We start from the raw sequence: 24,483 nt of genomic DNA, 5'->3' as shown, positions 1-24,483 counted from the left end.
CTATCGACAGAGTGTAAAAAAGAGGGCTATTTTGCCGGGAGGAGTGTTGGAATGGGAAAAGTAATAGCTATCTTTAATCAAAAGGGCGGTGTAGGAAAAACTACAACCAGTATCAACCTTGCTGCGGGTCTGGGAAAACTGGGGAAGAAAGTACTTCTTATAGACATTGACCCTCAGGGTAATTCATCCAGTGGATTGGGGATCGACAAAAACGATGCGGAAGTCATCATATACGATATCCTTAGTAATGAAGCTTCAATAGTAGAGGGAATTTATGATACTTCAGCAGAGAATGTGAAGATCATACCATCCAACAATCAGTTAGCAGGGCTAGAGATAGAGCTTGCAAGAAAGGAAGGATGGGAGACTGTACTTAAGGATATAATCGGTGAAATTAAGGGAGAGTTTGATTTCATATTTATCGATTGTCCTCCGTCTCTTGGAATATTAAGTGTTATAGGCTTGATTGCTTCGGATAGCGTCATAATACCGATACAATGCGAATATTATGCACTTGAAGGAGTCAGCCAGCTGTTCCAGACTATCGAACTAGTTAAAAAGAGCTACAACTCAGGCCTGGAGGTAGAAGGTGTGGTACTGAGCATGTTTGATGGAAGGACCAATCTGTCCATTCAGGTTGTTGAGGAGGTAAAGGCTTTTTTCAAAGGGAAGGTTTATACCAGCATTATTCCCAGAAATGTAAGACTTGCTGAAGCTCCATCTTATGGATTGTCTATTATGGACTATGACAATAAATCCAAAGGCGCTGACAGCTATATGGAGTTAGCAGAGGAATTTTTATTCCTTCAGGATTGATCGCGAGACAGTAATTTGAAGGGAGAGGATCAAATGAACGCTAAAAAAAGGGGACTGGGCAAGGGCCTGTCTGCATTGATTCAGGATAAGGAAAAGGCTGAGGAGCTTATCAGTGATGTGAAGCTGAACCCTTCAGAGGCGGTAGAGGAAATCGAGATCTCAAGAATAATTCCAAAGTCGGATCAACCGAGAAAAATCTTTGACGAAGACGCTCTGAACGATCTAAAAGCTTCCATAAAGGAAAACGGAGTTATACAGCCAATTATTTTGAGAAGAAAAGACGATCGATATGAAATAATAGCTGGTGAAAGGCGATGGAGAGCAGCCAAGGCAGCAGGTCTTGAAAGGATCCCCTCAATTGTTAGAGAAATAGATGAGGAAACGGCTGCCAAAATTTCTCTTATTGAGAATGTCCAAAGGGAAAATTTAAACCCTATTGAAGAGGCAGAGGCATATAAAAGACTTATGAACGAGTACAGCCTGAAGCAGGAAGAGCTGGCAAAGGCTGTGGGGAAGAGCAGATCATATATTAGCAACAGCATTAGACTCTTGAATCTCGATGAACGAATAATAGGATATATATATGAAGGAAAGCTGACCGGAGGTCATGGCAAGGCGTTATTGGCCATTAAGAATCACGAGGATCAGCTTGAGGCTGCTAATAGAATTATTGAGCTGGGCATGAATGTCAGAGAGGCCGAAGAGAAGGCCAAGGTTTCAAAAAAGAGATCTAAAAGGAATAAAAAGGCAAAAGAACTGTTTATGATCGAGTTAGAGGAAAAGCTGATGGGGGCGCTGGGAACCAAGGTTACCCTAAACCACGGAAGGAAGTCGGGCAGGATCGAAATAGAATACTATGATGATGACGATCTGGAACGGCTTATTGACTTGATTGTAGGCTAATGTTCCACGTGGAACATTTCGAAAGGAGAACACTATGGAAATAAATATATTTCAGGTGGATGCTTTTACAAATACTCCATTCGGAGGAAATCCTGCGGGAGTTGTGACCAAATCAAAAGGTCTTAAGGACGACGATATGCAGCGAATTGCCAATGAGATGAATCTTTCAGAGACTGTTTTTATAAGGCAGATTGAGGATTGTTACTTCATGGTAAGATACTTCACGCCTTCATGCGAGGTGGATCTTTGCGGGCATGCGACGATAGCGGGAATATTTACCCTTGCGAAGAAAGGATACATTAAAGCTATAGAAAAGGGCACTAAAAAGGCAAGAATCGAAACCAGGCTTGGACCACTTACGGTAGACATCGCATTCTCAGGCTATGAGCCCCAATACATTGTAATGGAGCAGGAGACTCCAAGGGCAATCGGCAAGGTGGATGAAATAAATGAACTGGCAGATGCCATGGGTATAAAGGTCGAGGATATAGGAGTCGATGGAACAAGTGCAGTACCGGAGATTGTATCGACTGGTCTTCCGGATATAATAATGCCTGTAAGAAACGAAACAGTGCTTAAGGACATAAGAGTCGATAATCAGGCACTGACTGCACTAAGCAACAGATTGGGAGTAACAGGCGTTCATGCATTTGCACTGGACAAGGACCTTGAAGATGAGGCAGTTGCAAGGAACTTTGCCCCGGCAGTGGGAATACCTGAAGAGGCTGCCACAGGTACGTCAAATGGTGCATTGATCTATTACTTGAAGTCAAACAACATTCTTAAGGGTGAAAGACTTTTTGTAAGACAGGGGCAATATATGAACAGACCTAGCCAGATAGCTTGTTTTATAAGCAAGGGGGATGCGGGGTTCAAGGTCAAGGTAGGGGGTTCAGCTGTAATAGTACTTGAGGGGATAATGAAATTTTGAAATAGCACGGAGGTGCATACAATGTTGATAGAATTGACTGCCAAAGATTATGTTAGAAGTGTTTCAAGTGAGAGTCCAACTCCTGGCGGGGGCAGTGTTGCCGCTCTTGCAGGGAGCCTGGGAGGAGCACTTACCAACATGGTTGGCAATCTTACAATAGGGAAAAAGGTTTATGACGGAGTTCCACAAGAACAGAAAGTTAATATGGAGGAAGCCTTTCAAAGGATAGACAAACTAATTGAGGAGCTTATCCTTATAGTTGATGAGGATTCGACGGCTTTTGATGATGTCATGAGGGCATTTAAGCTTCCAAAGGAAACTGATGAGGAGAAAAAACTCAGGACCAGCGCAATTCAGGAAGGCTATAAAAAGGCGATGGAGGTACCCTTAAGATGTGCTGAAAAATGCCTTGAAATACTAAGACTTCAGGATGTTTTTGCAAACTATGGCAATGTAAATGCTATCACGGACGTGGGTGTAGGTACCCTTCTGGCATACACTGGCCTTGAGGGAGCGCTTTTTAACGTCATAATCAATCTCAAGAGCATAAAGGACCAGGAATATAAGGCTCAAATCGAGGGCAAGCTGGATGCATTGATGGAGGAAGGAAAGAGATTAAAGGAAGAAATGCTTGCGATAGTTTATAAGAGGCTGTTATAAGTAAAAGAAGGGGATAATATGTACTATTTTGATAATGCAGCAACCAGCTTTCCAAAGCCTCAAAAAGTATATGACAAAATGCTTGAAGCGATGATGGAATATGGAGCAAATCCCGGGAGATCAGGCCATAAGCTCGCCCTGAGAGCCGGGAGGGAGATTTTTAATACAAGGCAGCTGCTTTCTGAGTTGTTTGGAATTGGGGATCCTCTGGACATAGCCTTCACCTTCAATTGCACCGAGAGCCTTAATATAGGTATTCAGGGAATATTAAAGCCAGGTGACCATGTAGTGACTACTTCAATGGAGCACAATTCGGTCTTAAGGCCAATAAAGGCATTGGAAAGATATGGAGTAGAGCATACAATAGTCTGGGCAGATGAAAAGGGCAGGCTGGCAAAAGAAGGCATTGAAGCTGCAATAAAACAGAACACTGCTTTAATAGTGATGACACATATGTCTAACTTACTGGGAACGATCATGCCAATTACTGAAGTGGGGATGCTTGCAAGGTCGAAGGGTATTCCATTTTTGGTTGATGCTGCCCAATCAGCAGGTGTGGTTTCAATAGACGTGGTCAGGGACAACATAGATATTCTTGCGTTTCCAGGGCATAAAGGCTTGTTTGGACCTCAGGGGACAGGAGGGATTTATGTTAGGAAGGGAATATCGTTGGAGCCCTTGACATACGGAGGCACGGGAAGTGCATCCTATTCGATGATCCAGCCAGAAATCATGCCTGATATGCTGGAAAGCGGAACTCCCAATGCACCAGGGATAGCTGCATTGGGTGAAGGGATAAAGTTCATAAAAGAGACTGGGGTAATGAAGATCAGGAAGCATGAAGAGGATCTATTACAGCACTTTTTAGAGGAATCTAAAAATATCGAAGGGATCAAGATTTATGGACCTGAAAATACCATTGAACAGCTTGGAGTAGCCGCCTTCAATCTTAGGGATATGGACTCATCACATCTTGCATATATACTAAGTGAGGAATATGGGATCCTGGCACGACCTGGTCTTCATTGTGCTCCGTTGGCGCATGAAACCATAGGTACTACCGAGCAAGGAGCAGTAAGATTCAGCTTCGGGATTTTTAACGATCACACAGAAATCGAGCATGCTATTAAGGCACTTAGGGAGATATCCAGACAAATATAGAGGGTGGAATAATGACTGTATTGCTTGAATATATGGAAAATAATGGAAGCATGATACTATTGATTCTCGCAGTCTGTTTTGTGATTTTGGCGGGATTATTGGCTGTAACATATGTTAGTTTAAGAAAGCAGAGGAATAGGTACTATGAACTTACAAGGGATCTGGAAGGGGTAAGTTTTGAGGACCTGATCATTCAGCTTAACAGAGACATATCAAATCTAAACAGGGATGTAAACCTTATAGAAAGCAACATTCTCTCAATCGAGACAAAGCTTACTTTCGCGCTGCAAAAAATTGGATTCATACGATACAATGCGTTTGAGGACATAGGAAGTGACCTTAGTTTTTCCATAGCACTTTTGGATGCATACAACAATGGTTTTGTAATTACAAGTATGTATGGAAGAGAAAAATCCGTTAGCTTTGCCAAGCAGGTAAAAAACGGGAAATCCAGCATCCCAATATCTCCTGAGGAGAGAATGGCCATAGAAAGAGCTGTAAGAGGGGAGAAGCCTTTGGATTCCTTTTCCAGAGGAGGGGAAAATGTCCAAATATCTCTTTTTAGTTAATCCGGTTGCCGGAGGAGGCAAGGCTTTGGGTTATGTAGATCATATCAAGGCTACAATGGATGAGTATGGTTTGATGTACAAGATGATGACGTCAACCAGACCGGGTGAAGCCACAACGATAGTCGAGGATAACCCTGATTGTGATATTTGTGTTGCGGTTGGAGGGGATGGAACTGCAAATGAGGTAGCACGTGGAATACTAAGCCGGGGCAAAGGCATAATGGGAATATTACCGGGAGGGACTGGCAATGACCTCGGCAAGTCACTGGGGATAGAAGAGAATCTCGATGAAGCCCTGAAAAAGCTCATACAATGCAGGACCAGGGAAATTGATCTTGGAAAGGCCAAGGATAAATTCTTTTTCAATATATCCAGCCTTGGATTTGACTCAGAGGTCGTAAGACATACTGATAGAATAAAGAGGTTTGTAAAAGGCAAGGCCGCATATATACTTGGAGTAATAACCGCTCTGATCGTTTACAGGAGCAGAAGGATGGTTTTTGAGGTAGATGGAAACCACATTGAAAGGAAGGCCACACTGGTTGCTGTTGGGAATGGAAGGTATTATGGGGGCGGTATGATGATCTTGCCCATGGCTAAGGTAGACGACGGCCTGCTGGATGTATGTGTAGTCAAGGATATCAGCAACCTGAGGATACTTACTTTGTTTCCAACTATTTTTAAGGGAGATCACGTTAAGTACGACAAGTACGTTGAGTTTCATACAGCTAAAAAGATCGTAGTAAGGGCAGAAGGAAGCTATTTATTGAATATTGACGGAGAGTTATTTGAAATAAAGGATGAGGAAGTGGAGTTCAAGCTGGCTGATGAAAGGCTTACAGTCATTTGTTAAATTATAAATTTTTTGTAACAATTGTCCATGAATTTAAATGTAAATATTTGACAACTTTGCACCCCTTGCAAATACTATTGTAAGGGGTTGTTTAATGTCCAATTCCAAGAGCAAATAGAAGTTGTTGGAGAGTGCATTAAAAAGTTGTATTATTTGCTAAGCATTGGTATAATGATTTCGTGAATGTTACAATTCGGTTACAAAATAAATTACCTAGGCATCAATAAGGTAAGGTTTGGAGGAGATTATTGGATGAAGCACGGCTCTTCAACACTTAACTTTGAGAGAATTAAAGGACTTTTTTCTTTTAAAAATAGAATTGTGAGAGGACTTACAGCTTTTGTTGTAGTTGCCTCGATAGTAGGGATCGGTTTTGCCAGCTATTCCGCAAACGAGTCTAAAACAAGGGCATTTGAGGTTTATCTTGGAGATGAAGCAATAGGGATCGTCAGGACAGAGGAAGAGGCGCTAAAAGCCTATGGCGATATCGAGGAGAGACTATCCAGTACATATGATATGGGAGTTGTATTAGACAAAGAGTTGGCATTTCAGCCAACTCACGCAAAGGACGAGGAACTTACCGGGTATGGTGAGCTTAAATCAAATATTCAAACCAGGATCAGCGTGCAGGTAACAGGCTTTAGCCTGGACATAGACGGTGAGAGACTTGGAGTATTCAAGTCAAAAGAGGAAGTCAATTATATTCTTGATACTATCAAAAAGCCTTATTTGCCGGCAGTTGTAGACGAGGAACCAGCAATAGAAGCAGTACAGACTGCTGAACCCGAGCCACAAAAGGAGCCTGCAACTCATACTATTCAATCAGGAGAAAATTTCTGGACGATTGCAAAAAAATATGACTTATCTGCAATGGAGCTTATGAAGGCAAACCCAGAGCTTAACCCGGACAGACTAAAGCCTGGAGACATTGTGAAGCTCCTGGATGGAGCGGCTTCAACGGCGACATCAGCAACAACTGCATCATCACCGGCAGATGAACAGGTTCGTGATGTTGTGATCAAAGAGGTAGGTTTCCTGGAAAAGGTTGAAATCGAGCCAATAGAAACAAGCTTTGGGAGTCTTTCAGACCCGGAAAAGGCTATCGAAGCAATTATGGCCGGCAAAGAAGCCATGAGAACGCATGTTGTTGAGGTAGGAGAGAGCTATTGGATAATCGCCAGGATGTACGGTACAACAGTGGAGGCCCTTGAAAGCGCAAACCCAGAGCTATCGTCGACTAAGCTTAAGCCCGGGGACGAAGTCAAGCTGTTCGTGCCAGTACCGCTTTTGACAGTTGTAACTCATGAAGAGGTTAAATATATAGCAGACATAGATTTTGAGACCAAGGTCGAAAATGATGACTCAATGTACAAGAACCAAAAGAAGATCATCGTAAAGGGAGTCAAAGGTAAGGCAGATGTATTGGCAGAGGAAATAAGACATAACGGAATTTTGGTTGATGAAGTTATTATCGAGAAGAATATACTTGAGGAACCAAAGACTGAGGTAGTCGCACAGGGTACCAAAGAACTTCCAAAGACAGCAGCTGTAGGATCCTTTGTAATGCCGACCAGAGGCAGGGTATCATCCCCATATGGTATGAGAAACGGAACCATGCACAAGGGAATTGATCTGGCTAACAGTAAGGGGACAGCAGTATATGCGGCAGACGGAGGAAAGGTAACCTTTGCAGGGTACAAGGGTAGTTATGGCTACTTGATAGAAATAAATCACGAGAATGGATATGTGACAAGATATGCTCATAATAGCAAGCTTCTTGTAAAGTCAGGGGACCGGGTATATAGAGGGCAGCAGATAGCTACAATGGGCAGTACTGGAAGATCTACAGGGTCTCATCTGCACTTTGAGGTGTTGATCAACGGGATCCATAAAAACCCATACAGCTACATTTTCAGGTAAATATAAAGGAAGTCCAAAATAATCGGACTTCCTTTTTTAATGTTCGTTTTTATATTACTTCGAAATCTTAGCCATAACTACCTTTGTCAGTTCACCTACTACCAGGGGTATGAAGGCAAATGAAAGTACTATTTCCCAATCTACAAAACTCAGCGGGAAGGTGTAGAATATCCCGTTCATAAATGGGATATAGATTACTGCAAGCAGTAGCAAAAATGCTCCAAGTGTTGCATATACCATTGATTTATTGGAGAATACTCCTATCTTTGCAAGAGTAAATTTCTGTGATCTGCTGGAGTAAGCTCTTAAGAGCTCTGCTACGATCAATGTTGCAAAGGTAATCGTTCTGGCTTCCTCAATATTTTCAAGACCATACATTCTAAGGGCCAGGAGGTATGCTGAAAGCGACGCTGCAGCCACTGCTATAGCCTGGAAGGTTACACCGACAAGCATTCTCCTGTCCAGGATCGCCTCATCAGGATTTCTTGGAGGCTGGTTCATTATGTCAGGCTCACCCTTCTCAACGCCAAGCGCCAGTGCGGGGAAGCTGTCAGTAACGAGGTTTAACCATAAAAGCTGTATAGGCAGCAATGGGACCGGAAGATTCATCAGAATGCTTGTGAAAACCAGCAGGATTTCTCCTATGTTGCATGACAGCAGGAAGTAAACGAATTTCTTAATGTTGCTGAAAATTATCCTTCCCTCTTCAACTGCTGCAACTATACTTGCGAAGTTATCGTCTGTAAGAATCATATCAGCTGTATTCTTGGCGACGTCTGTACCTGTGATCCCCATAGATACACCAATATCAGCCTTCTTTATCGCAAGAGCGTCATTAACGCCGTCACCGGTCATGGCTGCTATATCGCCATTTGCTCTAAGTGCTGAAACTATCCTGACCTTGTGTTCAGGTGATACCCGAGCGAATACCTTAGTATTCTTAACTACCTCCTGAAGCTCTTCGTCACTCATTCCGTCAATCTTTTCTCCCATTATTGCCTGGTCCTCGGTATCTGCCATCCCAAGGTCCTTGGCTATTGCAAAAGCAGTTTCCTTGTAGTCACCAGTGATCATTATTGCATTGACTCCTGCCTTCTTACAAAGGGCAATAGCATCTCTGGCTTCGGGTCTTGGTGGATCTATCATACATGTGAGTCCTACAAATATCATATCAGATTCATTCTCGTCAGGTGAAGGATCTGTTGGAAGAGAAGGATATTCCTTGAAGGCAAAAGCTAAAACCCTCAATGCAGCTCTGGAAAGTTCAGAATTGACTCTTAATACCTCTGACTTCAACTCTGGTGTAAATTCACTAACCTTTCCGTCAAGAATTATCCTGTTACATCTGTCGATTATTATATCAGGTGCTCCTTTGGTAAAGGATGAAACGCCCTCATCGTTGGGCATATCATGGAAAGTAGTCATCATCTTTCTTTCGGAGTCGAAAGGTATCTCTTCTATCCTCTTATACATGTGGTTGAGCTCAGCAGAGTCTATACCTGCCTTTCCAGCCAAAGTAATCAATGCACCTTCCGTGGGGTCGCCAATTATCCTATACATGCCGGATGAGTTATCCAGCTTAGCATCATTTGCCAAGGCAGCTATAGTCAATAGTAGCTTCAAGCCGCTGGATTCCTTAGTAGTTATAGTGCTTCCTTCAAGCTTAAAATCTCCAACGGGCTCATAGCCGGTACCCTCTACCTCTATCAGCTTATTGTCTGCAAGGACCTTTACAACGGTCATCTCGTTCTGAGTCAGGGTTCCTGTCTTATCCGTACAGATGACAGAGGTTGCACCCAATGTCTCCACTGCCAAGAGCTTTTTAACTATTGCATTTCTTTCAACCATCTTGTTCATACCTATGGCGAGCACTATAGTAACGATAGCTGGCAAGCCCTCAGGTATTGCGGCGACTGCAAGGCTGATGGAAACCATGAACATCTCAAGGATCTCTCTGCCCTGAAGCAGACCTATCCCAAATACTGCCACACAAACAGCTATCGTAGTCATGCCAAGAACCTTACCCAATTGATTAAGCTTCCTCTGAAGTGGAGTCGGCTCTTCCTCAAAGGTCTGGATCATTGCTGCGATCTTACCGATTTCAGTACCTTCAGCCGTTTCAACTACGATTCCCCTACCCCGGCCATAGGTTATAATGGTACTCATGTAAGCCATATTATGTCTGTCTCCAAGAGAGACTTCATCCGAATAAGTTTCCTGAGCTCTTTTTTCAACGGGAACCGATTCTCCGGTAAGGGACGCTTCCTCGACCTTCAAGTTTGAGCTCTCCACAAGTCTAAGGTCTGCAGGGATTATATCACCTGTCTCCAGTATGACAAGATCGCCAGGGACTAACTGACTTGAGGAAATCTCTTGAGGATTCCCATCCCTCAAGACCTTGGCTGTTGGGGATGCCATTTTCTTTAAAGCCTCCAGAGCCTTTTCAGCCTTGCCCTCCTGGTAGAGACCAAGGAGGGCATTTATAATTACTATGGACATTATTACGATTGCATCTTTAGCTTCACCTACGAAAACAGAAATAAGTGCCGCTGCAATAAGTATCAGGATCAGAAAATCCGAAAATTGAGCAATCAGCTTTTGGAGAAAGCTTTTACCCTCCTGCTCCTTCAGCTCATTTGGACCAAAGGTTTCCAGTTTAGATTGAGCACTCCCCGAGGAAAGTCCTGTTGTCAAGCTCGTATCCAAGCTCTGTGCAACCTCCTCAGGACTTTGTTGATACCATTCCATACTACCCCTTCTTTCTTATAAGTCTTATTATTGTATACCCTGAAAGCAAATAAAAAAGACTCTTGCCCGTGGTATACACAAACAAAAGTCTTGCTTACTACTTTAAGTAGTTTGACAACCGGGTTTGACCGTATTGACGACTGTCATTTATTAAGCTACTCCCTTTTGATAGAGAAATTATAATATAAGGAGTTTCAAATTGCAAGGAGAATATTTTGATTTTACTGCTTTTGACGGCACCAGAGGCTATTGTGATTGACTTATTTGGGATATTAAGAGATAATTTAGATACTAAATAGACAATTGTGGAGTGATTGCCATGAACAACCGAATTCTGATCGTAGACGATGAAAAAGCAATAGGGGATATCATTAAGTACAATCTTGAGAAAGAAGGCTTTGAGGTTGAGCTTGCCTTTGACGGAGAGGAAGGCCTTGAGAAGATCAAGGTCAAGGAGCCGCATCTGCTTTTACTTGATATCATGATGCCAAAGAAGGATGGATTTCAGGTTCTAAAGGAGATTAGACCGACTTTTAAATTTCCAGTAATAGTTCTGACTGCAAAGGAGGAAGAAGTGGATAAGGTCTTAGGTCTTGAGCTTGGTGCCGATGATTACATGGTCAAGCCCTTCAGCATGAGAGAGCTAATAGCCAGGGTCAAGGCAAACCTCAGAAGGATGGACTATGACTTAACTGCAGGAAACGGAGCCGCAGAAATCAAATCTCAGGATTTGGAGATAGATTTAAGCAGGTATGAGGTTAGAAAGAATGGCAACGTTGTGGACTTAACCTTGAGGGAGTTCGAGCTATTAAAGTTTTTAGCCTTAAGCGCAGAGCAGGTATTCACTAGAGAGCAGCTTCTTGAAAAGGTTTGGGGCTATGAGTATTATGGCGATATAAGGACGGTAGATGTAACAGTAAGGCGACTTAGAGAAAAAATTGAGGATGATTCAGGAGACTTTAAATATATACTCACCAAACGGGGAGTAGGCTATTACTTCGGGAGGGGCTAGGATGTTTTCAAGCATTAGATGGAAATTCATCGTGGTCTATTTCCTGTTGGTATTTATTGCTATGGTGATCATAGGAGTGTTCATTGTAAATAGCCTTGAGAATCAGCAGCTGGGAAATATCTCCATATCAATGGAACAGCAGCTTGAGACCATCGTATCGACATCTAGTGATATCGCAGGTGAAAACTGGCTGGAAAACCGCCAAGGGATCCAAAACACCATAGAGGAATGGAGACTTGGTGCCGGTGAGACCCTTTACGTTATTTACGACGAGGAGGTTCCTACGATACTTGCTTCCTCACTTAAACAAGCTGGAGGATTGATGGGGCAGAATGCCCTTTCATATAAGAATATGGATCAGGGTCTTATTCTGAGTGCTTTTAATGGTGATAAGGGAGAGCTTATAATCAGGGATGAGGCTGCAGGAAAGGACTTCATGCACAAGACCTACCCTGTATTGTCAAGTCTGGGCAGGATCACAGGTGTACTTTATATGACAGCAGATCTATCAAATATTGCCCGTACTGTTGATGATTCAAAGGTGATCCTTACAAATGCAACCTTGATAGCACTCCTTATAACGATCATACTTGGATTTTTAATTGCCAGCAGCATCACTGAGCCGATCAGAGACGTTACCAAAAAGGCTGAGGAGATGTCACTGGGTGATTTCGATCAGTTCGTCGAGGTAAAAAGTGACGATGAAATAGGGCAGTTGGCAGGAATGTTCAATCAGCTGACTACCAAGCTTAAGCTTACTATCGGGGAGATGGACCTTGAACGAAGCAAGCTGGATACAATTTTCAGCTACATGGCAGAGGGAGTCATAGCAGTCGACAGGGATGGCAGACTTATTCACGCAAATCCAATTGGTCAGAAGCTGATGGAGCTTGACGAGGAAAGCGTACACTCAGGTATTGAGCTGGACCTTTCATATCTTGATCTTGGAAATATAGATTACAGTAAGCCTGAGACTCTCGACGGAGAGAAGATATATGAGACTATTGACGGAGTATACAAAGTTAAGTATGCCCCTTATAGGGATGAGAGAGACGACATAGCCGGGATAATTATGGTATTCCAGGATATAACTCAGGAGCACAAGCTTGAGAGTATGAGAAAGGAATTTGTGGCTAATGTTTCCCATGAGCTGAAGACTCCTATAACGACTATAAAGAGCTATACTGAGACACTGATGGATGAAGGGGTCGAGCTGGAGGTACAGAAGAGATTCCTCTCTGTTATAGACAGCGAATGCGACAGGATGGCCAGACTAGTCAGAGACCTTCTTCAGTTGTCAAATATTGATTACAAGAAAACAAAATGGGTTCGGACAGAGCTTTTTATCAATCAGCTGCTTCAGGATATTATTTCCAAGCTGGAGGTACTTGCCAGAGATAAGGGTCAGAGGATCAGCATGAGCTTTGCAGAACCTCTTCCTGTCGTAATGGGTGACAAGGACGGCATTGAGCAAGTTTTTATAAATATTATTTCCAATGCCATCAAATATACCGAATCCGGAGGAGTTATATCCATAAATACCACCAATGAGGCTGATAAGGTAAGGATAAAGGTATCCGACAATGGCATAGGGATACCTGAGGAGGACCTTATCAGGATATTTGAAAGATTTTACAGGGTAGAAAAGGGTAGAAGCAGGGATCTTGGGGGGACCGGCTTAGGCCTTTCCATTGCAAAGGAGATAATTGAAGCTCATAATGGCGAAATAATTCTTAAGAGTAAATATGGAAGTGGCACTACTGTTGAGGTAATATTACCCTCTGCGTAATTTAATCTTAATTACTCTGTAATATTCCTGTAATAATTTAAAGGTATAATCCCTATGATAGAATTTATGGTAAAGGGGGTTGAGAGTATGATGAAAAAGATTCTTGTCAGTTTGATTTTGGCGATCGCAATATTTGGATTCGTCAAGGTTGGTCATGCGACAGGGGCTGTAGCACCGATTCAGGAAACTGAACAAGTTGTAGTTGCTCCTGAGATTGCTGCACTGTACCAAATCATAAAGCCTGACAAAACAATCTATTCCTCCTCAGAAAGAGTTGTGTTGATCAACGGGAAAGCACCTTCTGGAACAGAGATTACCATAAATATCTTCGGAACTACAGATTTGACGAGAAGATCCTTCAATCTCGAGAGACTGCCATCGGAACAGGATTATATCCTATTGGTGACTGAAACAGCTACATCGGGCAACATGGGATTCTTTCAAAAGCAGCTGGATCTTGTAAGAGGCATCAATAAGATAGTTATAGATTTTGGAGTTGAAGGCTTGGGAAAAAGCGAATTTATTGTATATACCTACGATTTAAGAAGGACGGAAGTAAGACCGACCTACACAAGGGACTCAGTATTCAGAACAATCCCTTTGATCAACTAGATAATACAAGGAGCGGTTCAAATGAAGGAGAGGCTAAAAACCATTCTCCTTTTTCTTTTGGTAGGGTCAAGTTTGTATATGACTCAAAAACTATGGATCCAGTTTCCGACCAGCGTTACTGGATTTTTTCAGCCTGAGGCTTCCTACTCCTCATCATATCTGTTGTCCGACATGATCATTCCCAACAAATACCTTATAATCTTCGGACAGGATTCTATGACGATGATGTATGACGCCAATAAATACGGCCTTTGGAATTCCTCCAGAGACGCAGCTGCCAAGGTTTTGAGCTCATCTACCTTAAGGATGGAGGAGCTGGAGCAGGGCTACGACACTACATCGGCAGAAAGAGCGATCGTGTTCTACATGCCTGAGAAGCTGAGCACCTATATTGCAGCCAAAGCATGGAATGTAAATGAACCAAATAGTATAACGGATGCCATACCCTACATTGAGAGTATAACTGTCAGTTTGGGTACTGGGGATCCTTTTTTTGTATTTTCAGGGGAAGGCAAAGCTCTGAAGGTCAGGGATACTTCCATAGATTTTTCACAGATCATTCAGGAGATGAATTCAATAGAGGACCAGAAGGGTTACGATTATTACTATTCAATGTCAGATATATTTGACACAGCTAAGCAAGGGATATATATACCCTATGAGATAAACCAAAGTCTTCCTGTAGTTTATGTAAGCAATTCGATTCCATTAATGACTCAAGAGCAGAAGGATCAGTTTGCTGAGAGATTTCTTGAGCAAAGGATAGACTATATTAGACAAATAACAGAGAGCAACGGATCCAATATATATATCTACAACAATCAAGTACTTAAATTCAACTCCAATGGAACGGTTGAGTATTTCAGTTCGCTTCAGGACAAGGTCGAGGACAGGAACCTATATCTGAGTCTGGTTACAGCAGCAGATTTCATCGATAGAAAGGCCTTTACAGCCAGTGGGATGTACCTTGCAAGCACAACTGAGATAGAGGATGAGGATAGTGTAGGATACAGACTCACCTTCAGGTATAGAATAAGGGGACTTCCTGTGCTCTTGGGTAACAGGGAAATACCTGAGTATGCTGAAATTGAGGTTTTCAACAACCAGGTCAGAAGCTATAAGCAGCTGTTCAGGATGGAGGTCGACAATGAATTTGCTCAAACATTTTCAAGTAGGAGGATATTATCATCCTTTGATGTAATAGATAAGAACTATGCATTTCTTGAGAGGAAATATCTCCAATACTCTGGGAATACCAAGGAATCATTAGGGGATCAGCTTCTTAGAGAGGTTTTAGGTTCAATAGAAGACGTAACGATTTCCTACTACGATCCAAATCTCAAGGACCAGGATGAGAGACTTATTGAGATTTGGCAGATAAGGGCTTACGGAAGGCTATATGCCTTTAACGCATATACGGGAACACTTGTATTTGAAAGGTAAGGTGATGAGCGATGGATTGGTCTAAGGCCAAGACGATTTTAATAGTAGCATTGCTCTTTGCCAATGCGATCCTTGGGTATTTTGTTATTACTGATTCTCTGGAATCATATGCCTCAAATAGAGTAGCTGCAGACATTCAGGTTGAGGAACTGCTCCAAAGAAGAGACATTACTCTTCAGTCAGATCTTCCAGGCTTACCAGAGAGTCTCAAGAGCATTACTGTTGAATTTGAACGAAATGAGCCATACGATATTAATTTAAGGTATTTTGACGGGAAGGGATTCAGGGAGCTTAAGGATGAGGAAATAGAAGAGATTTACAGGGGTTACGAGTCTGTTACAATCAAGAACGGCAAGCTATTGATATACGAGAACAGGGGAAGGATGCCATTGGAAACCACGACTATAACACTTGAATCAGCTGAAAATACAGCAAAAAAATTCCTCCAGGAAAGAGGGTACAGCTCAGCGGATATGAAGCTTACGTATCATCAAGAGGAAATAGGTGGCTACAGGCTGGAATATTCCAAGATGCTGGAAAACTCCTATATTGAGGTTGGGAATACATCATTTCTCATCACAGGGGACACTGTAAAAAGGATGGAAAGGACCTGGCTTAATACGGTTGAAATCCAGCAAAGCGATCTTACGCTAATCCCTGCTGAAAAGGCTATTCTTGAGCTGCTAAGCATAGAACAGGCACATGGAAAAACAGTGACTGACATCTCCCTTTGCTATTATTTTGATCCGGAAAAGCAGGACAATTACGATGGTTACCAGCAGGCAACCCAAGGAAATGCAGTACCTGGATGGAGGATACAGTTTGAGGATGGAACAAAGCTTGTCCTCGATTCAGAATAAAATATGCAATTCTAAGCTATCAGACATTCTCTCAGAACTTGTGAGCTGAGAGAGTGTTTGAGGCTTCACTTGAGGAGGACTTACCATGGCTGTTAAATTCTGCTCGCTTTCCAGCGGCAGCAGCGGCAATTGCCAATATATTGAGACAAAGTCGACAAGACTTATAATAGACGCAGGATTCAGCGGGAAAAGAATTGAACAGTTGCTTAAGGAGATTGATGTGGACCCAAGAACTCTTGATGGGATACTGGTAACTCACGAGCATATAGACCATTCCAAGGGAGTTGGAATTCTTTCCAGACGTTACGGCATTCCAGTATTTGCCAACGAAAAGACCTGGATGGGCATGGAGCCTATAGTAAAACAGGTCAAGACCGAAAATACCAGGGTATTTATATCCAACAAGAACATAGAAATAAAGGATGTATTGATACATCCTTTCAATGTAAATCATGATGCTCTTGAACCAGTAGGCTATATTCTGTTTAACGGGGATAAAAAGCTTAGCTTTCTGACGGATACTGGATTGGTCAATGATTCCATGAAAGCCAAGATCCGGAACTCCCATCTATTTTTCATGGAATCCAACCATGACATAAGGATGCTTAAGGAGGGCTCATATCCCTGGCCACTGAAGCAGAGGATATTAAGTCCTTATGGCCATCTGTCCAATGACGATGCGGCATCGGTATTGGGGGATGTCCTGAAGGGAGAAAGTGAGGTCGTGCTGCTGGCACATCTGAGTCAGGACAACAATATTCCAAAGCTGGCCTTTGACACAGTGAGAACAAGTCTTTTGAGTCAGGGATTCGATGTTGATAATGATATAAGGCTTTCTCTTACAAGAAGAGATGGCATAAGCGAGTTTTATATAATTGATTAAGGAGGAATAACATGGACAACTACAACTATGGATCCTATTACCAGCCCCCACGCAAGAGAAGAAGCTTAGTTTCATATATTATTGTGGCAATAATCGCGGGATTACTGGGGGGATTGGGAAGTGCGTATATTGCTCCAAAGTATCTTTACGGGAAATTGATCCCGGTTCCTGAGATTTATCAAGTCAATACTCCTTCAGCAGTAAATACAATAACTATTAAACCTATCGATGAAAGCAATGTAGTTGCAGCCGTAGCAAAAAAATCCGTTAGCACAGTCGTGGGGATAACAACGATCCAGCTGCAGCGTGACTTTCTCTGGACTACTCCGGTGGAAGGCGTGGGTTCAGGTGTGATCGTGCACAGCGATGGCTATATATTGACTAATTCCCATGTCATAGGAGACGGGAATGCCCAGGAGATCAACGTGTTATTTGAAAATGGAGATTCTCTTGAGGGAAGATTATTGTGGTACGATGCTACTCTGGATCTGGCAGTTGTAAAGGTGAATGCAAGTAATCTTCCTGTGGCTGAGCTTGGAGACTCCGATTTGGTAGAGGTAGGACAGATGGCAATCGCCATAGGAAATCCCCTTGGCCTTGATTTTCAAAGGACAGTAACAGCAGGTGTAATCAGTGGTCTACACAGGTCTATACAGATAAACAGATACTCTGTAATGGAGGACCTCATACAAACAGATGCCTCAATAAATCCTGGAAACAGCGGAGGGCCGCTTCTCAATGCGACTGGTCAGGTAATAGGCATAAATACAGCTAAGACTCAGTCAGGAGAAGGACTTGGATTTTCAATACCTATCAATCTTGTAAAGCCGGTTATCGAAGAGATAGTTGAGTCCGGAAACTTCAGGAACGTATATATTGGTTTTACAGGGAGCGAGGTTGCAGTATATGAAAGGCAGATGAATGTTGACATCAAAGCACCTACAGGAGTGGTCGTCATAGAGATCATCGAGAACTCTCCTGCACATGTCGCTGGCCTTAAGCCGATGGATGTTATCATTGCTGTTGACAACTACGAGGTAACAAGCATGTCGAATCTTCGAAAGATTCTATATAACTACAGAATTGGAAGTAAAGCGACATTGACTATAAACAGGGACGGGAATATCAGCAAGGTACCAGTGACTTTCAAGGAATTTTAGGAGGAAGCAGATGAAGATATTATTGGCAAATGATGACGGTATCATGGCACCTGGGATCCATACGCTTGCAAAGCATTTAATCGATAAACACGAAATAATAATCATAGCTCCTGAGACCCAAAGGAGCGCACAAAGCCACGCCATCACTCTACACAAGCCAATAGTCATTAAGGAGGTTAAGCTGGACGGTATAGATGCACCAGCCTACAGCATTTCCGGAACGCCAGCTGACTGCGTCAGGGTGGGAATGGAGCTTTTGACAGATGGTGATGTAGACATAGTACTGTCAGGAATAAATATGGGTCTAAACTCCGGGATGGATATCCTGTACTCGGGTACTGTTTCAGCTGCAATTGAGGCTAATCTCTATGGTGTACCGAGCATCGCGGTTTCCGCTGAATGGTGCAAGGGTGACGTAAACTATGAGATCGCAGCAAAGTATGCTGTTAAGCTGATAGATAAGCTGGAGATCGAAAAGATCGACACGCCAATGGTGCTAAATCTTAATACTCCATTTGATCTTCATGATCCTGAAGTGCCTATTAAGGTTTGCAGGACAGGAGGTCCTATATATGACTACTATATGACTGAAAGCAATGGAAATGGCGAGAAGACACTCAAGGTAATAGGAAGAAAGGATACAGTTCTTGAAGAGGACACTGATAGACTATTCCTTTCTAAGGGTTTTGCCACATTGACACCTTTGAGCTATGATTTCACAAATTTTAAGCTAATGGATAAGGTTAGAAAGTGCATTGAAGAGAACGACAAATGTGAATAAATATACCTGCTTCGGGTATCTATCCCAGGAACCCATAGAAATGGGACCAGGATTATAATTTAAAGGAGATAGATAATATGGATAAGAGGACAGGAGTAGTGACTATGGGAGGAAACCCCATGACATTAGTAGGTAAGGAGATCAGGGTTGGAGACAAGGCTCCTGATTTCACGGGGCTAAAGGGAGACATGAGCTCTTTCAGTCTTAAGGATGCAGGAGATAAGAAAAAAATAATTTCAGTAGTCCCATCTCTTGATACAGGAGTCTGTGAACTTCAGACCATAAGGTTTAACGAGGAAGCAGCTGAGCTTGAGGACGTTGCAATCATAACGGTTTCTGTAGATCTCCCCTTTGCTCAGAAGAGGTTTTGCAGTGCAAATGGAATTGACAAGGTAATAACTGTATCTGATCACAGAGATCTTGATTTTGGTCTTAAATATGGTTTCCTTATGGAGGAGGTACGACTACTTTCAAGGGGGATCGTCGTACTTGACGGAGAGAATAATGTTAAATACGTTGAGTATGTTGACCAGGTTGGTAAGCACCCTGACTACGACAAGGCTCTGGATGCAGTAAGAAGCATATAATTAAAAAAGTCTCCTGTGGGAGGCTTTTTTGGAAGGTGAAGGCAATGAATATAGATATTGCAGTAGTTGGTAAAATAAAAGAAAAGTATCTGGCTGAGGGGATAATGGAGTACTCGAAAAGGCTTGGAAGGTACTGCAGCCTAAGGATCCTGGAGGTGGAGGATGAGAAGACTCCTGAGACCATGTCTTACAAAGAGATGGAGGAAGCCAAGAGAAGAGAGGGCGAGAGACTCCTTTCAAAGATACCTGATCAGGCATTAGTTATTGCACTATCAATCGATGGGAAGCAGCTTTCCTCAGAGGAGCTTTCTGAAAAGATCTCAGATCTTATGGTGAGAGGGACTTCACATATAGTCTTTGTAATAGGAGGCTCCTTGGGACTGTCTGATGAGATTTTGGCAAGAAGTCAGATGAAGCTATCATTTTCCAGGATGACCTTTCCTCATCAAATGATGAGAATGATACTTCTTGAGCAGATATATCGAGCCTTCAGAATAATTAAAAACGAGCCTTATCACAAGTAGCAAAGGGGGTCCAGTATGAAAAACAATGACAAGATCTACAAAATGAGCTTTGCCAAGGTATATCCAATGTACATTGCAAAGGCTGAAAAGAAAGGCCGAACAAAGGAAGAGGTTGACCTGATCATACTGTGGCTTACAGGGTATAGTAAAGAGGAGTTTGAAAGGCAGCTTGAGAGGCAGTCAGATTTTGAAACATTCTTCAGGGAGGCTCCAGCAATGAACCCCTTAAGGTCACAAATAAAGGGTGTCATATGCGGTGTCAGGGTAGAGGAAATAGATGAGCCTCTGATGAAAGAGATAAGATACCTTGATAAGCTTGTTGACGAGCTTGCAAAGGGTAAACCGATGGACAAGATATTAAGAATAAATTAGAAGAAAACACCAATTCTTTGTGATTACTATGAATTGGTGTTTTTCCATATGGGTAGAATAATGGTAGCTTGATTTTTAGGATAGCTTTAACAGAGGGGGAGTTTATAAATGAAGTTTGTGATAGAGGATGGATTTTGGGATATATTCCCTGATGCAAGAATTGGAGTAGCAGTTTGCAAGGGTGTGGAAAATACATACAGTGATAAAGCCTTTTTCGAAGATACTCTCAGATCTGCGGAGATGAAGGCAATTTCAAGACTTGGGGATGGGAATCTGACAGAAAAGCCCGAGATAAAGATATGGAGAGAGGCTTTTACGAAATTCAAAACAAAGAAAGGGGCCAGATCATCTGTTGAAGCCCTGCTTAAAAGGGTAGTTGGAGGGAATCAGCTTAGGTGTATCAATCCGCTTGTCGATCTGTACAACTCAATATCCCTCAAATACGGACTTCCTTGTGGTGGGGAGGATATAGACAAGTTTAAGGGTGACCTGAGGCTTGGATTAGCTTTGGGGGAAGAGCACTTCATTCCATTGGGAGATCGGGAAAGCTCACCCCCATATCCGGGAGAGGTAGCTTATTTGGATGATGAAGGCGCAGTATGCAGGTGCTGGAACTGGAGAGAGGCTGAAAGAACTATGCTGACAGAGGATACAAAGAATGCTTTTCTATGTATCGAGATACCTGATTCGTCAAAATTAAAGGACCTGGAATCTGCTGTTGAGGAGCTCTCACAGCTGGTATTCGAAAATCTTGGCGGATGTTGTCATTATTTCATATTGGATAGAAACAACAGTGAGTACATTCTTACGGAGAATGAAGACAATATAAGAAAGGCAGGGATGTATAGTGGAAGCAGAAGGCAGAATTGTAGATCTCAATAGTGAGAATCTTCAAAGCTTTAGGGAGTTTTGCAGAAGAAACAGAAGTAAGGTTGATGATTCCTATTTGTATGAGGAGGACATTAGCACATTTGAACCTAATCCAGAAAATCCCACCTTCCTTTATCTTGAGGGAGGCAAGGTAGTCGCAGCCGCATCATTGATAATTGACGAGTATAACCGAAAAGGCAACAGGGCAAGGTTCAGGATACTTTATTCAGAAAAGGACAGCAAAGGGATTTACGATGGCATATTCCATAGGATATTGATCCATGCTCTGGATTTGGATAATGTATATATTTTTGTTCCAACCTATAACGATAAGCTGATGGCCAGAATGGAGAAGTTGGGTTTTTGCAGGGAAAGATATACCTATCTCATGGTCAGAGAGGATGATCCAGTCAAGAAGGAAGAGCTGCCAGAAGGCTTTGCTTTGAAGTCTTTTGACCCTGAACGGGATTTAGATGAATGGTGCAGTGTAAGAAATATCTGTTTCGCAACAGTTAAAGGCAATGAGACACCTATAAGTCCTGAAATGGTAAGATCCTTCGCTATTAGGAATGACTATCTTGATGGTGGCATGATCATGCTTACTCATAATGGGAAGGCTGTGGGGATCGTAAGAGGTACAAGAGATGAATATGAGGGGAAGCCAATAATGAATATTGGTTCAGTTGCAGTTCTTCCGGAATATCAGGGCAGGGGACTTGGAAGAGTGCTTCTGAGAGAGGCTATAAGATTCGCAAAGAGATCAGGCTTTTCAAGGACTGTCCTATCAGTAAATGCGGACAATGAGGGTGCCCGAAAGATATATGACAGAGAGGGCTTCAAGGAGGTTGAGGGAGTGGTATGCTATGTCTACCCAGTTCACTGAATTTCCATTGATGGAAACAGCGAGGTTGGTCCTAAGAAGGCTCACCGAGGAGGATCTTGACGATCTTTTCAACATGAGGAAGGACCCTGATATGCATGAATATACAGACACAATGCCCGATACTTCCCTAAAGGATACAAAGGAATACCTTGAAAGGATGGATAAGGGAATAAATGAAGGCAAGTGGCTTCTCTGGGGTATTCAGTCAAAGGAGACACATAGGATAATCGGCAGTGTAAGTGTCTGGAACTTTACTGAATCCCGTAATGGAGCTGAGCTCGGATATGGGATAGTGACCCATATGCAGGGTAATGGGTATATGGCTGAGTCCCTGCAGGCAGTTATAGACTACTGCTTCAGGACTATTGGAATGGATTGGATCGAGGCCTGTACGGAGGAGGGGAATGAAAGCTCCACGAGGCTTCTTGGAAATCTGGGTTTTGTTCAGATAAACAAAGTCATAGACCAGGGTTATAATACGGATAGACTTTACAATATGCTGGTGTTCAGGAAAGTGAAGCAATAGTTGCAACTTAATTTTCTTACTTCATTCATCTCTTGACAAACTGTGTTATAATAGGTTATTGGATGGCAGGGCAATGTTAATTAATTAACCAAGCTCTTACAATAAAGTTTTGAGGTGACTAACTATTAAAAGTCAATGATTTTTTTAGAAATATGATGAAACAAAAATGGGCATACCAAACAAGCCTTTTGATAGATCATTTCAAAAAGCAATCAGACTTTAGTGTTACTGATCGCCACTACACAATCAGCGAAGTTTTGTTGGATCAAAATCAATTCCATTCTTTTCAAGAGTAAAGATGACTCGAATCAATTTCTTGACAAGATGAGAACATGCCACACGGTGTGATTTACCTTCATTACGCTTTTTGTGGTAGTACTCAGCAAATGTCATGTTGTATTGAATCAATGGAATACATAGATTCATCAAGGTGTAGCGAAGATGGGAAGAACCTCTTTTAACCATACCTCCACCATGTTCCGACGTCCCTGATTGATAATAACCTGGTTCAAGCCCAGCAAAAGAAAGCATCTGAGCAGGGGAATTAAATCTAGATAAATCACCATATTCAGCATATATAACAGCTGCTGACAGAGGGCCAATCCCAGGTATAGATAAAGTTTTGGGATCAATTTCAACGATTAAAGATTCAATTTGACTTTCAAGAGAGTCTACCTCATTTGCTAATTGTTTATACAAAGATAGCAGACTATTCAATTGGCAAGTAAAAAGTTCATGATCGCAGCCAACGGTATTCTTGGCCAATTCTTTTAGCTTTATAAATTTTTGCATAGAGAATTTTCCTCTGGAAATACTGCGTAAAGCATCATAGGACCTAGTATTCATATTAGCAATACTTTTGGCAGAACCATAATTATCTAAAAGGTAGATAGCAGTCTTGCTAAACCGATTATTGAAAAATGGCTTAAACTCAGGAAAGACGTGATCAAGGACATTTGTAATCTTAACCATGTAAAAGCTTCTCTGTTTAACAAGAGAGTCACGAAGACGAGTTAATGACTTAAGCGCATAGGTATGATAAAATCCTATTGGATAGGGTTTGTAATCAACCGTCATAAGCCAGCGGGCAATGGATATGGAATCAATTGCATCCGTTTTGGTACGCCTTAAAGACTGAGACTTGTTAAACTTTGAGAGAAGAACAGGGTTAAATTCCATGAAGCTGTAGTGGGCTTTTTCGAGGAACAACTTCAGGTTTAAAGCATAATGACCAGTAGATTCAAACCCTATTCTTACATTCTCTTTAGGATAAAGAGAATCTAGAACAGATAAGAGTTCTGTAAATCCATCAGAATCGTTCTTGATAGAAAAAGAATCACAAACAACCTCGCCTGCTTCAGTAACAATGAAACAGTCGTGTTTGAACTTAGAGATGTCGATTCCGACATAGAACATTAGAAATACCTCCTTTAATAATATTTAGCACTGTTGTTTTCCACAAGGTTTCCGGCCATGTAATCACGTAAATACAAACGTCAAAGCGTTAACTAACCAATTACCAGTGAAGACGAAAAGCTGTGGTCTGAGTCACCTCAAAACAGTCAAAGCTGTAGCAAAATAGAAACAAATCCACAGTGCTTTATCATTATAATAACGGAG

24 protein-coding genes are annotated in these 24,483 nt (G+C 42.2%); 22 read left to right on the top strand and 2 right to left on the bottom strand.

Features of this window, described 5'->3' with window-relative positions:
- The first annotated feature begins 51 nt into the window (after window positions 1-51).
- From EC328_RS11395 to EC328_RS11360, 8 genes are all read left to right on the top strand, one after another.
- Entirely contained in the window at window positions 52-816 is a 765-nt protein-coding gene (locus tag EC328_RS11395) for a ParA family protein (RefSeq protein WP_128426929.1), read from the top strand.
- Between the two features lie 33 nt (window positions 817-849).
- Entirely contained in the window at window positions 850-1,719 is an 870-nt protein-coding gene (locus EC328_RS11390) for a ParB/RepB/Spo0J family partition protein (protein WP_128426928.1), read from the top strand.
- A gap of 34 nt (window positions 1,720-1,753) precedes the next feature.
- Window positions 1,754-2,650 (top strand): PhzF family phenazine biosynthesis protein, encoded by an 897-nt coding sequence (locus EC328_RS11385; protein ID WP_128426927.1) that lies wholly within the window; start codon window positions 1,754-1,756, stop codon window positions 2,648-2,650.
- Window positions 2,651-2,671: 21 nt separating this feature from the next.
- On the top strand, window positions 2,672-3,310 hold the full coding sequence (locus tag EC328_RS11380) for a cyclodeaminase/cyclohydrolase family protein (RefSeq protein WP_128426926.1): 639 nt from the start codon (window positions 2,672-2,674) through the stop codon (window positions 3,308-3,310).
- An 18-nt stretch (window positions 3,311-3,328) separates the two neighbouring features.
- Window positions 3,329-4,471: an aminotransferase class V-fold PLP-dependent enzyme gene (locus tag EC328_RS11375; RefSeq protein WP_128426925.1), complete on the top strand. Its 1,143-nt coding sequence runs from the start codon at window positions 3,329-3,331 to the stop codon at window positions 4,469-4,471.
- Window positions 4,472-4,482: 11 nt separating this feature from the next.
- A complete protein-coding gene (locus EC328_RS11370) occupies window positions 4,483-5,040 on the top strand; it encodes a DUF4446 family protein (protein WP_128426924.1) in 558 nt (185 codons plus the stop codon).
- Window positions 5,015-5,893 (top strand): diacylglycerol/lipid kinase family protein, encoded by an 879-nt coding sequence (locus EC328_RS11365; RefSeq protein WP_128426923.1) that lies wholly within the window; start codon window positions 5,015-5,017, stop codon window positions 5,891-5,893. The genes EC328_RS11370 and EC328_RS11365 overlap by 26 nt, the downstream gene beginning before the upstream one ends.
- Before the next feature lie 252 nt (window positions 5,894-6,145).
- Window positions 6,146-7,813 (top strand): LysM peptidoglycan-binding domain-containing M23 family metallopeptidase, encoded by a 1,668-nt coding sequence (locus EC328_RS11360; RefSeq protein WP_164906120.1) that lies wholly within the window; start codon window positions 6,146-6,148, stop codon window positions 7,811-7,813.
- Window positions 7,814-7,867: 54 nt separating this feature from the next.
- Here EC328_RS11360 and EC328_RS11355 read toward each other — a convergent pair whose 3' ends face one another.
- Window positions 7,868-10,561 carry a cation-translocating P-type ATPase gene (locus EC328_RS11355; protein WP_128426921.1) on the bottom strand — a complete coding sequence of 898 codons (2,694 nt, stop codon included), beginning with the start codon at window positions 10,559-10,561 and terminating at the stop codon, window positions 7,868-7,870.
- A gap of 319 nt (window positions 10,562-10,880) precedes the next feature.
- Here EC328_RS11355 and EC328_RS11350 point away from each other — a divergent pair, with 319 nt between their 5' ends.
- The 14 genes from EC328_RS11350 (at window position 10,881) to EC328_RS11285 (ending at window position 22,863) form a co-directional block, all read left to right on the top strand.
- Window positions 10,881-11,573 carry a response regulator gene (locus EC328_RS11350; RefSeq protein ID WP_128426920.1) on the top strand — a complete coding sequence of 231 codons (693 nt, stop codon included), beginning with the start codon at window positions 10,881-10,883 and terminating at the stop codon, window positions 11,571-11,573.
- 1 nt (window position 11,574) lies between these two features.
- On the top strand, window positions 11,575-13,362 hold the full coding sequence (locus EC328_RS11345) for a HAMP domain-containing sensor histidine kinase (RefSeq protein ID WP_128426919.1): 1,788 nt from the start codon (window positions 11,575-11,577) through the stop codon (window positions 13,360-13,362).
- Window positions 13,363-13,449: 87 nt separating this feature from the next.
- The gene (locus EC328_RS11340; protein WP_128426918.1) at window positions 13,450-13,974 is read left to right on the top strand and encodes a hypothetical protein; all 525 of its coding nucleotides are present in this window, start codon (window positions 13,450-13,452) and stop codon (window positions 13,972-13,974) included.
- A gap of 21 nt (window positions 13,975-13,995) precedes the next feature.
- Window positions 13,996-15,417 (top strand): hypothetical protein, encoded by a 1,422-nt coding sequence (locus EC328_RS11335; RefSeq protein ID WP_128426917.1) that lies wholly within the window; start codon window positions 13,996-13,998, stop codon window positions 15,415-15,417.
- Window positions 15,418-15,428: 11 nt separating this feature from the next.
- Entirely contained in the window at window positions 15,429-16,277 is an 849-nt protein-coding gene (yycI, locus tag EC328_RS11330; RefSeq protein ID WP_128426915.1) for a two-component system regulatory protein YycI, read from the top strand.
- An 85-nt stretch (window positions 16,278-16,362) separates the two neighbouring features.
- A complete protein-coding gene (locus EC328_RS11325) occupies window positions 16,363-17,160 on the top strand; it encodes an MBL fold metallo-hydrolase (protein WP_128426913.1) in 798 nt (265 codons plus the stop codon).
- Between the two features lie 11 nt (window positions 17,161-17,171).
- Window positions 17,172-18,320 carry a serine protease HtrA gene (gene htrA, locus EC328_RS11320; protein ID WP_128426911.1) on the top strand — a complete coding sequence of 383 codons (1,149 nt, stop codon included), beginning with the start codon at window positions 17,172-17,174 and terminating at the stop codon, window positions 18,318-18,320.
- Window positions 18,321-18,330: 10 nt separating this feature from the next.
- Window positions 18,331-19,101 carry a 5'/3'-nucleotidase SurE gene (gene surE / locus EC328_RS11315; RefSeq protein WP_128426909.1) on the top strand — a complete coding sequence of 257 codons (771 nt, stop codon included), beginning with the start codon at window positions 18,331-18,333 and terminating at the stop codon, window positions 19,099-19,101.
- 77 nt (window positions 19,102-19,178) lie between these two features.
- Window positions 19,179-19,688 carry a thiol peroxidase gene (gene tpx / locus EC328_RS11310; RefSeq protein ID WP_128426908.1) on the top strand — a complete coding sequence of 170 codons (510 nt, stop codon included), beginning with the start codon at window positions 19,179-19,181 and terminating at the stop codon, window positions 19,686-19,688.
- Window positions 19,689-19,732: 44 nt separating this feature from the next.
- Window positions 19,733-20,212 (top strand): 23S rRNA (pseudouridine(1915)-N(3))-methyltransferase RlmH, encoded by a 480-nt coding sequence (gene rlmH / locus EC328_RS11305; RefSeq protein ID WP_128427063.1) that lies wholly within the window; start codon window positions 19,733-19,735, stop codon window positions 20,210-20,212.
- Window positions 20,213-20,227: 15 nt separating this feature from the next.
- Window positions 20,228-20,584 (top strand): DUF2200 domain-containing protein, encoded by a 357-nt coding sequence (locus EC328_RS11300; protein WP_128426906.1) that lies wholly within the window; start codon window positions 20,228-20,230, stop codon window positions 20,582-20,584.
- A gap of 108 nt (window positions 20,585-20,692) precedes the next feature.
- Window positions 20,693-21,466 (top strand): B3/B4 domain-containing protein, encoded by a 774-nt coding sequence (locus EC328_RS11295; RefSeq protein WP_128426904.1) that lies wholly within the window; start codon window positions 20,693-20,695, stop codon window positions 21,464-21,466.
- A complete protein-coding gene (locus EC328_RS11290; protein WP_128426902.1) occupies window positions 21,432-22,337 on the top strand; it encodes a GNAT family N-acetyltransferase in 906 nt (301 codons plus the stop codon). Before EC328_RS11295 ends, EC328_RS11290 begins: the two co-directional genes overlap by 35 nt.
- A complete protein-coding gene (locus EC328_RS11285; RefSeq protein ID WP_164906119.1) occupies window positions 22,318-22,863 on the top strand; it encodes a GNAT family N-acetyltransferase in 546 nt (181 codons plus the stop codon). The genes EC328_RS11290 and EC328_RS11285 overlap by 20 nt, the downstream gene beginning before the upstream one ends.
- Window positions 22,864-23,109: 246 nt before the next feature.
- Here the strand turns inward: EC328_RS11285 and EC328_RS11280 are convergent, their stop codons facing one another.
- On the bottom strand, window positions 23,110-24,279 hold the full coding sequence (locus EC328_RS11280) for an IS110 family RNA-guided transposase (RefSeq protein ID WP_128425894.1): 1,170 nt from the start codon (window positions 24,277-24,279) through the stop codon (window positions 23,110-23,112).
- Window positions 24,280-24,483: the final 204 nt, after the last annotated feature.

Source organism: Gudongella oleilytica, from assembly GCF_004101785.1.
GTDB classification, from domain to species: Bacteria; Bacillota; Clostridia; order Tissierellales; family Tissierellaceae; genus Gudongella; species Gudongella oleilytica.
Note: the sequence above shows the minus strand (reverse complement) of the source record. Positions and strands in the feature narration are given on the sequence as shown.

Excerpts from the sequence above, each read along its gene's own strand:
- EC328_RS11395 (WP_128426929.1), top strand. The coding sequence starts at position 52 with ATGGGAAAAGTAATAGCTATCTTTAATCAAAAGGGCGGTGTAGGAAAA.
- EC328_RS11390 (WP_128426928.1), top strand. The coding sequence starts at position 850 with ATGAACGCTAAAAAAAGGGGACTGGGCAAGGGCCTGTCTGCATTGATT.
- EC328_RS11385 (WP_128426927.1), top strand. The coding sequence starts at position 1,754 with ATGGAAATAAATATATTTCAGGTGGATGCTTTTACAAATACTCCATTC.
- EC328_RS11380 (WP_128426926.1), top strand. The coding sequence starts at position 2,672 with ATGTTGATAGAATTGACTGCCAAAGATTATGTTAGAAGTGTTTCAAGT.
- EC328_RS11375 (WP_128426925.1), top strand. The coding sequence starts at position 3,329 with ATGTACTATTTTGATAATGCAGCAACCAGCTTTCCAAAGCCTCAAAAA.
- EC328_RS11370 (WP_128426924.1), top strand. The coding sequence starts at position 4,483 with ATGACTGTATTGCTTGAATATATGGAAAATAATGGAAGCATGATACTA.
- EC328_RS11365 (WP_128426923.1), top strand. The coding sequence starts at position 5,015 with ATGTCCAAATATCTCTTTTTAGTTAATCCGGTTGCCGGAGGAGGCAAG.
- EC328_RS11360 (WP_164906120.1), top strand. The coding sequence starts at position 6,146 with ATGAAGCACGGCTCTTCAACACTTAACTTTGAGAGAATTAAAGGACTT.
- EC328_RS11355 (WP_128426921.1), bottom strand. The coding sequence starts at position 10,561 with ATGGAATGGTATCAACAAAGTCCTGAGGAGGTTGCACAGAGCTTGGAT.
- EC328_RS11350 (WP_128426920.1), top strand. The coding sequence starts at position 10,881 with ATGAACAACCGAATTCTGATCGTAGACGATGAAAAAGCAATAGGGGAT.
- EC328_RS11345 (WP_128426919.1), top strand. The coding sequence starts at position 11,575 with ATGTTTTCAAGCATTAGATGGAAATTCATCGTGGTCTATTTCCTGTTG.
- EC328_RS11340 (WP_128426918.1), top strand. The coding sequence starts at position 13,450 with ATGATGAAAAAGATTCTTGTCAGTTTGATTTTGGCGATCGCAATATTT.
- EC328_RS11335 (WP_128426917.1), top strand. The coding sequence starts at position 13,996 with ATGAAGGAGAGGCTAAAAACCATTCTCCTTTTTCTTTTGGTAGGGTCA.
- yycI (WP_128426915.1), top strand. The coding sequence starts at position 15,429 with ATGGATTGGTCTAAGGCCAAGACGATTTTAATAGTAGCATTGCTCTTT.
- EC328_RS11325 (WP_128426913.1), top strand. The coding sequence starts at position 16,363 with ATGGCTGTTAAATTCTGCTCGCTTTCCAGCGGCAGCAGCGGCAATTGC.
- htrA (WP_128426911.1), top strand. The coding sequence starts at position 17,172 with ATGGACAACTACAACTATGGATCCTATTACCAGCCCCCACGCAAGAGA.
- surE (WP_128426909.1), top strand. The coding sequence starts at position 18,331 with ATGAAGATATTATTGGCAAATGATGACGGTATCATGGCACCTGGGATC.
- tpx (WP_128426908.1), top strand. The coding sequence starts at position 19,179 with ATGGATAAGAGGACAGGAGTAGTGACTATGGGAGGAAACCCCATGACA.
- rlmH (WP_128427063.1), top strand. The coding sequence starts at position 19,733 with ATGAATATAGATATTGCAGTAGTTGGTAAAATAAAAGAAAAGTATCTG.
- EC328_RS11300 (WP_128426906.1), top strand. The coding sequence starts at position 20,228 with ATGAAAAACAATGACAAGATCTACAAAATGAGCTTTGCCAAGGTATAT.
- EC328_RS11295 (WP_128426904.1), top strand. The coding sequence starts at position 20,693 with ATGAAGTTTGTGATAGAGGATGGATTTTGGGATATATTCCCTGATGCA.
- EC328_RS11285 (WP_164906119.1), top strand. The coding sequence starts at position 22,318 with ATGTCTACCCAGTTCACTGAATTTCCATTGATGGAAACAGCGAGGTTG.
- EC328_RS11280 (WP_128425894.1), bottom strand. The coding sequence starts at position 24,279 with ATGTTCTATGTCGGAATCGACATCTCTAAGTTCAAACACGACTGTTTC.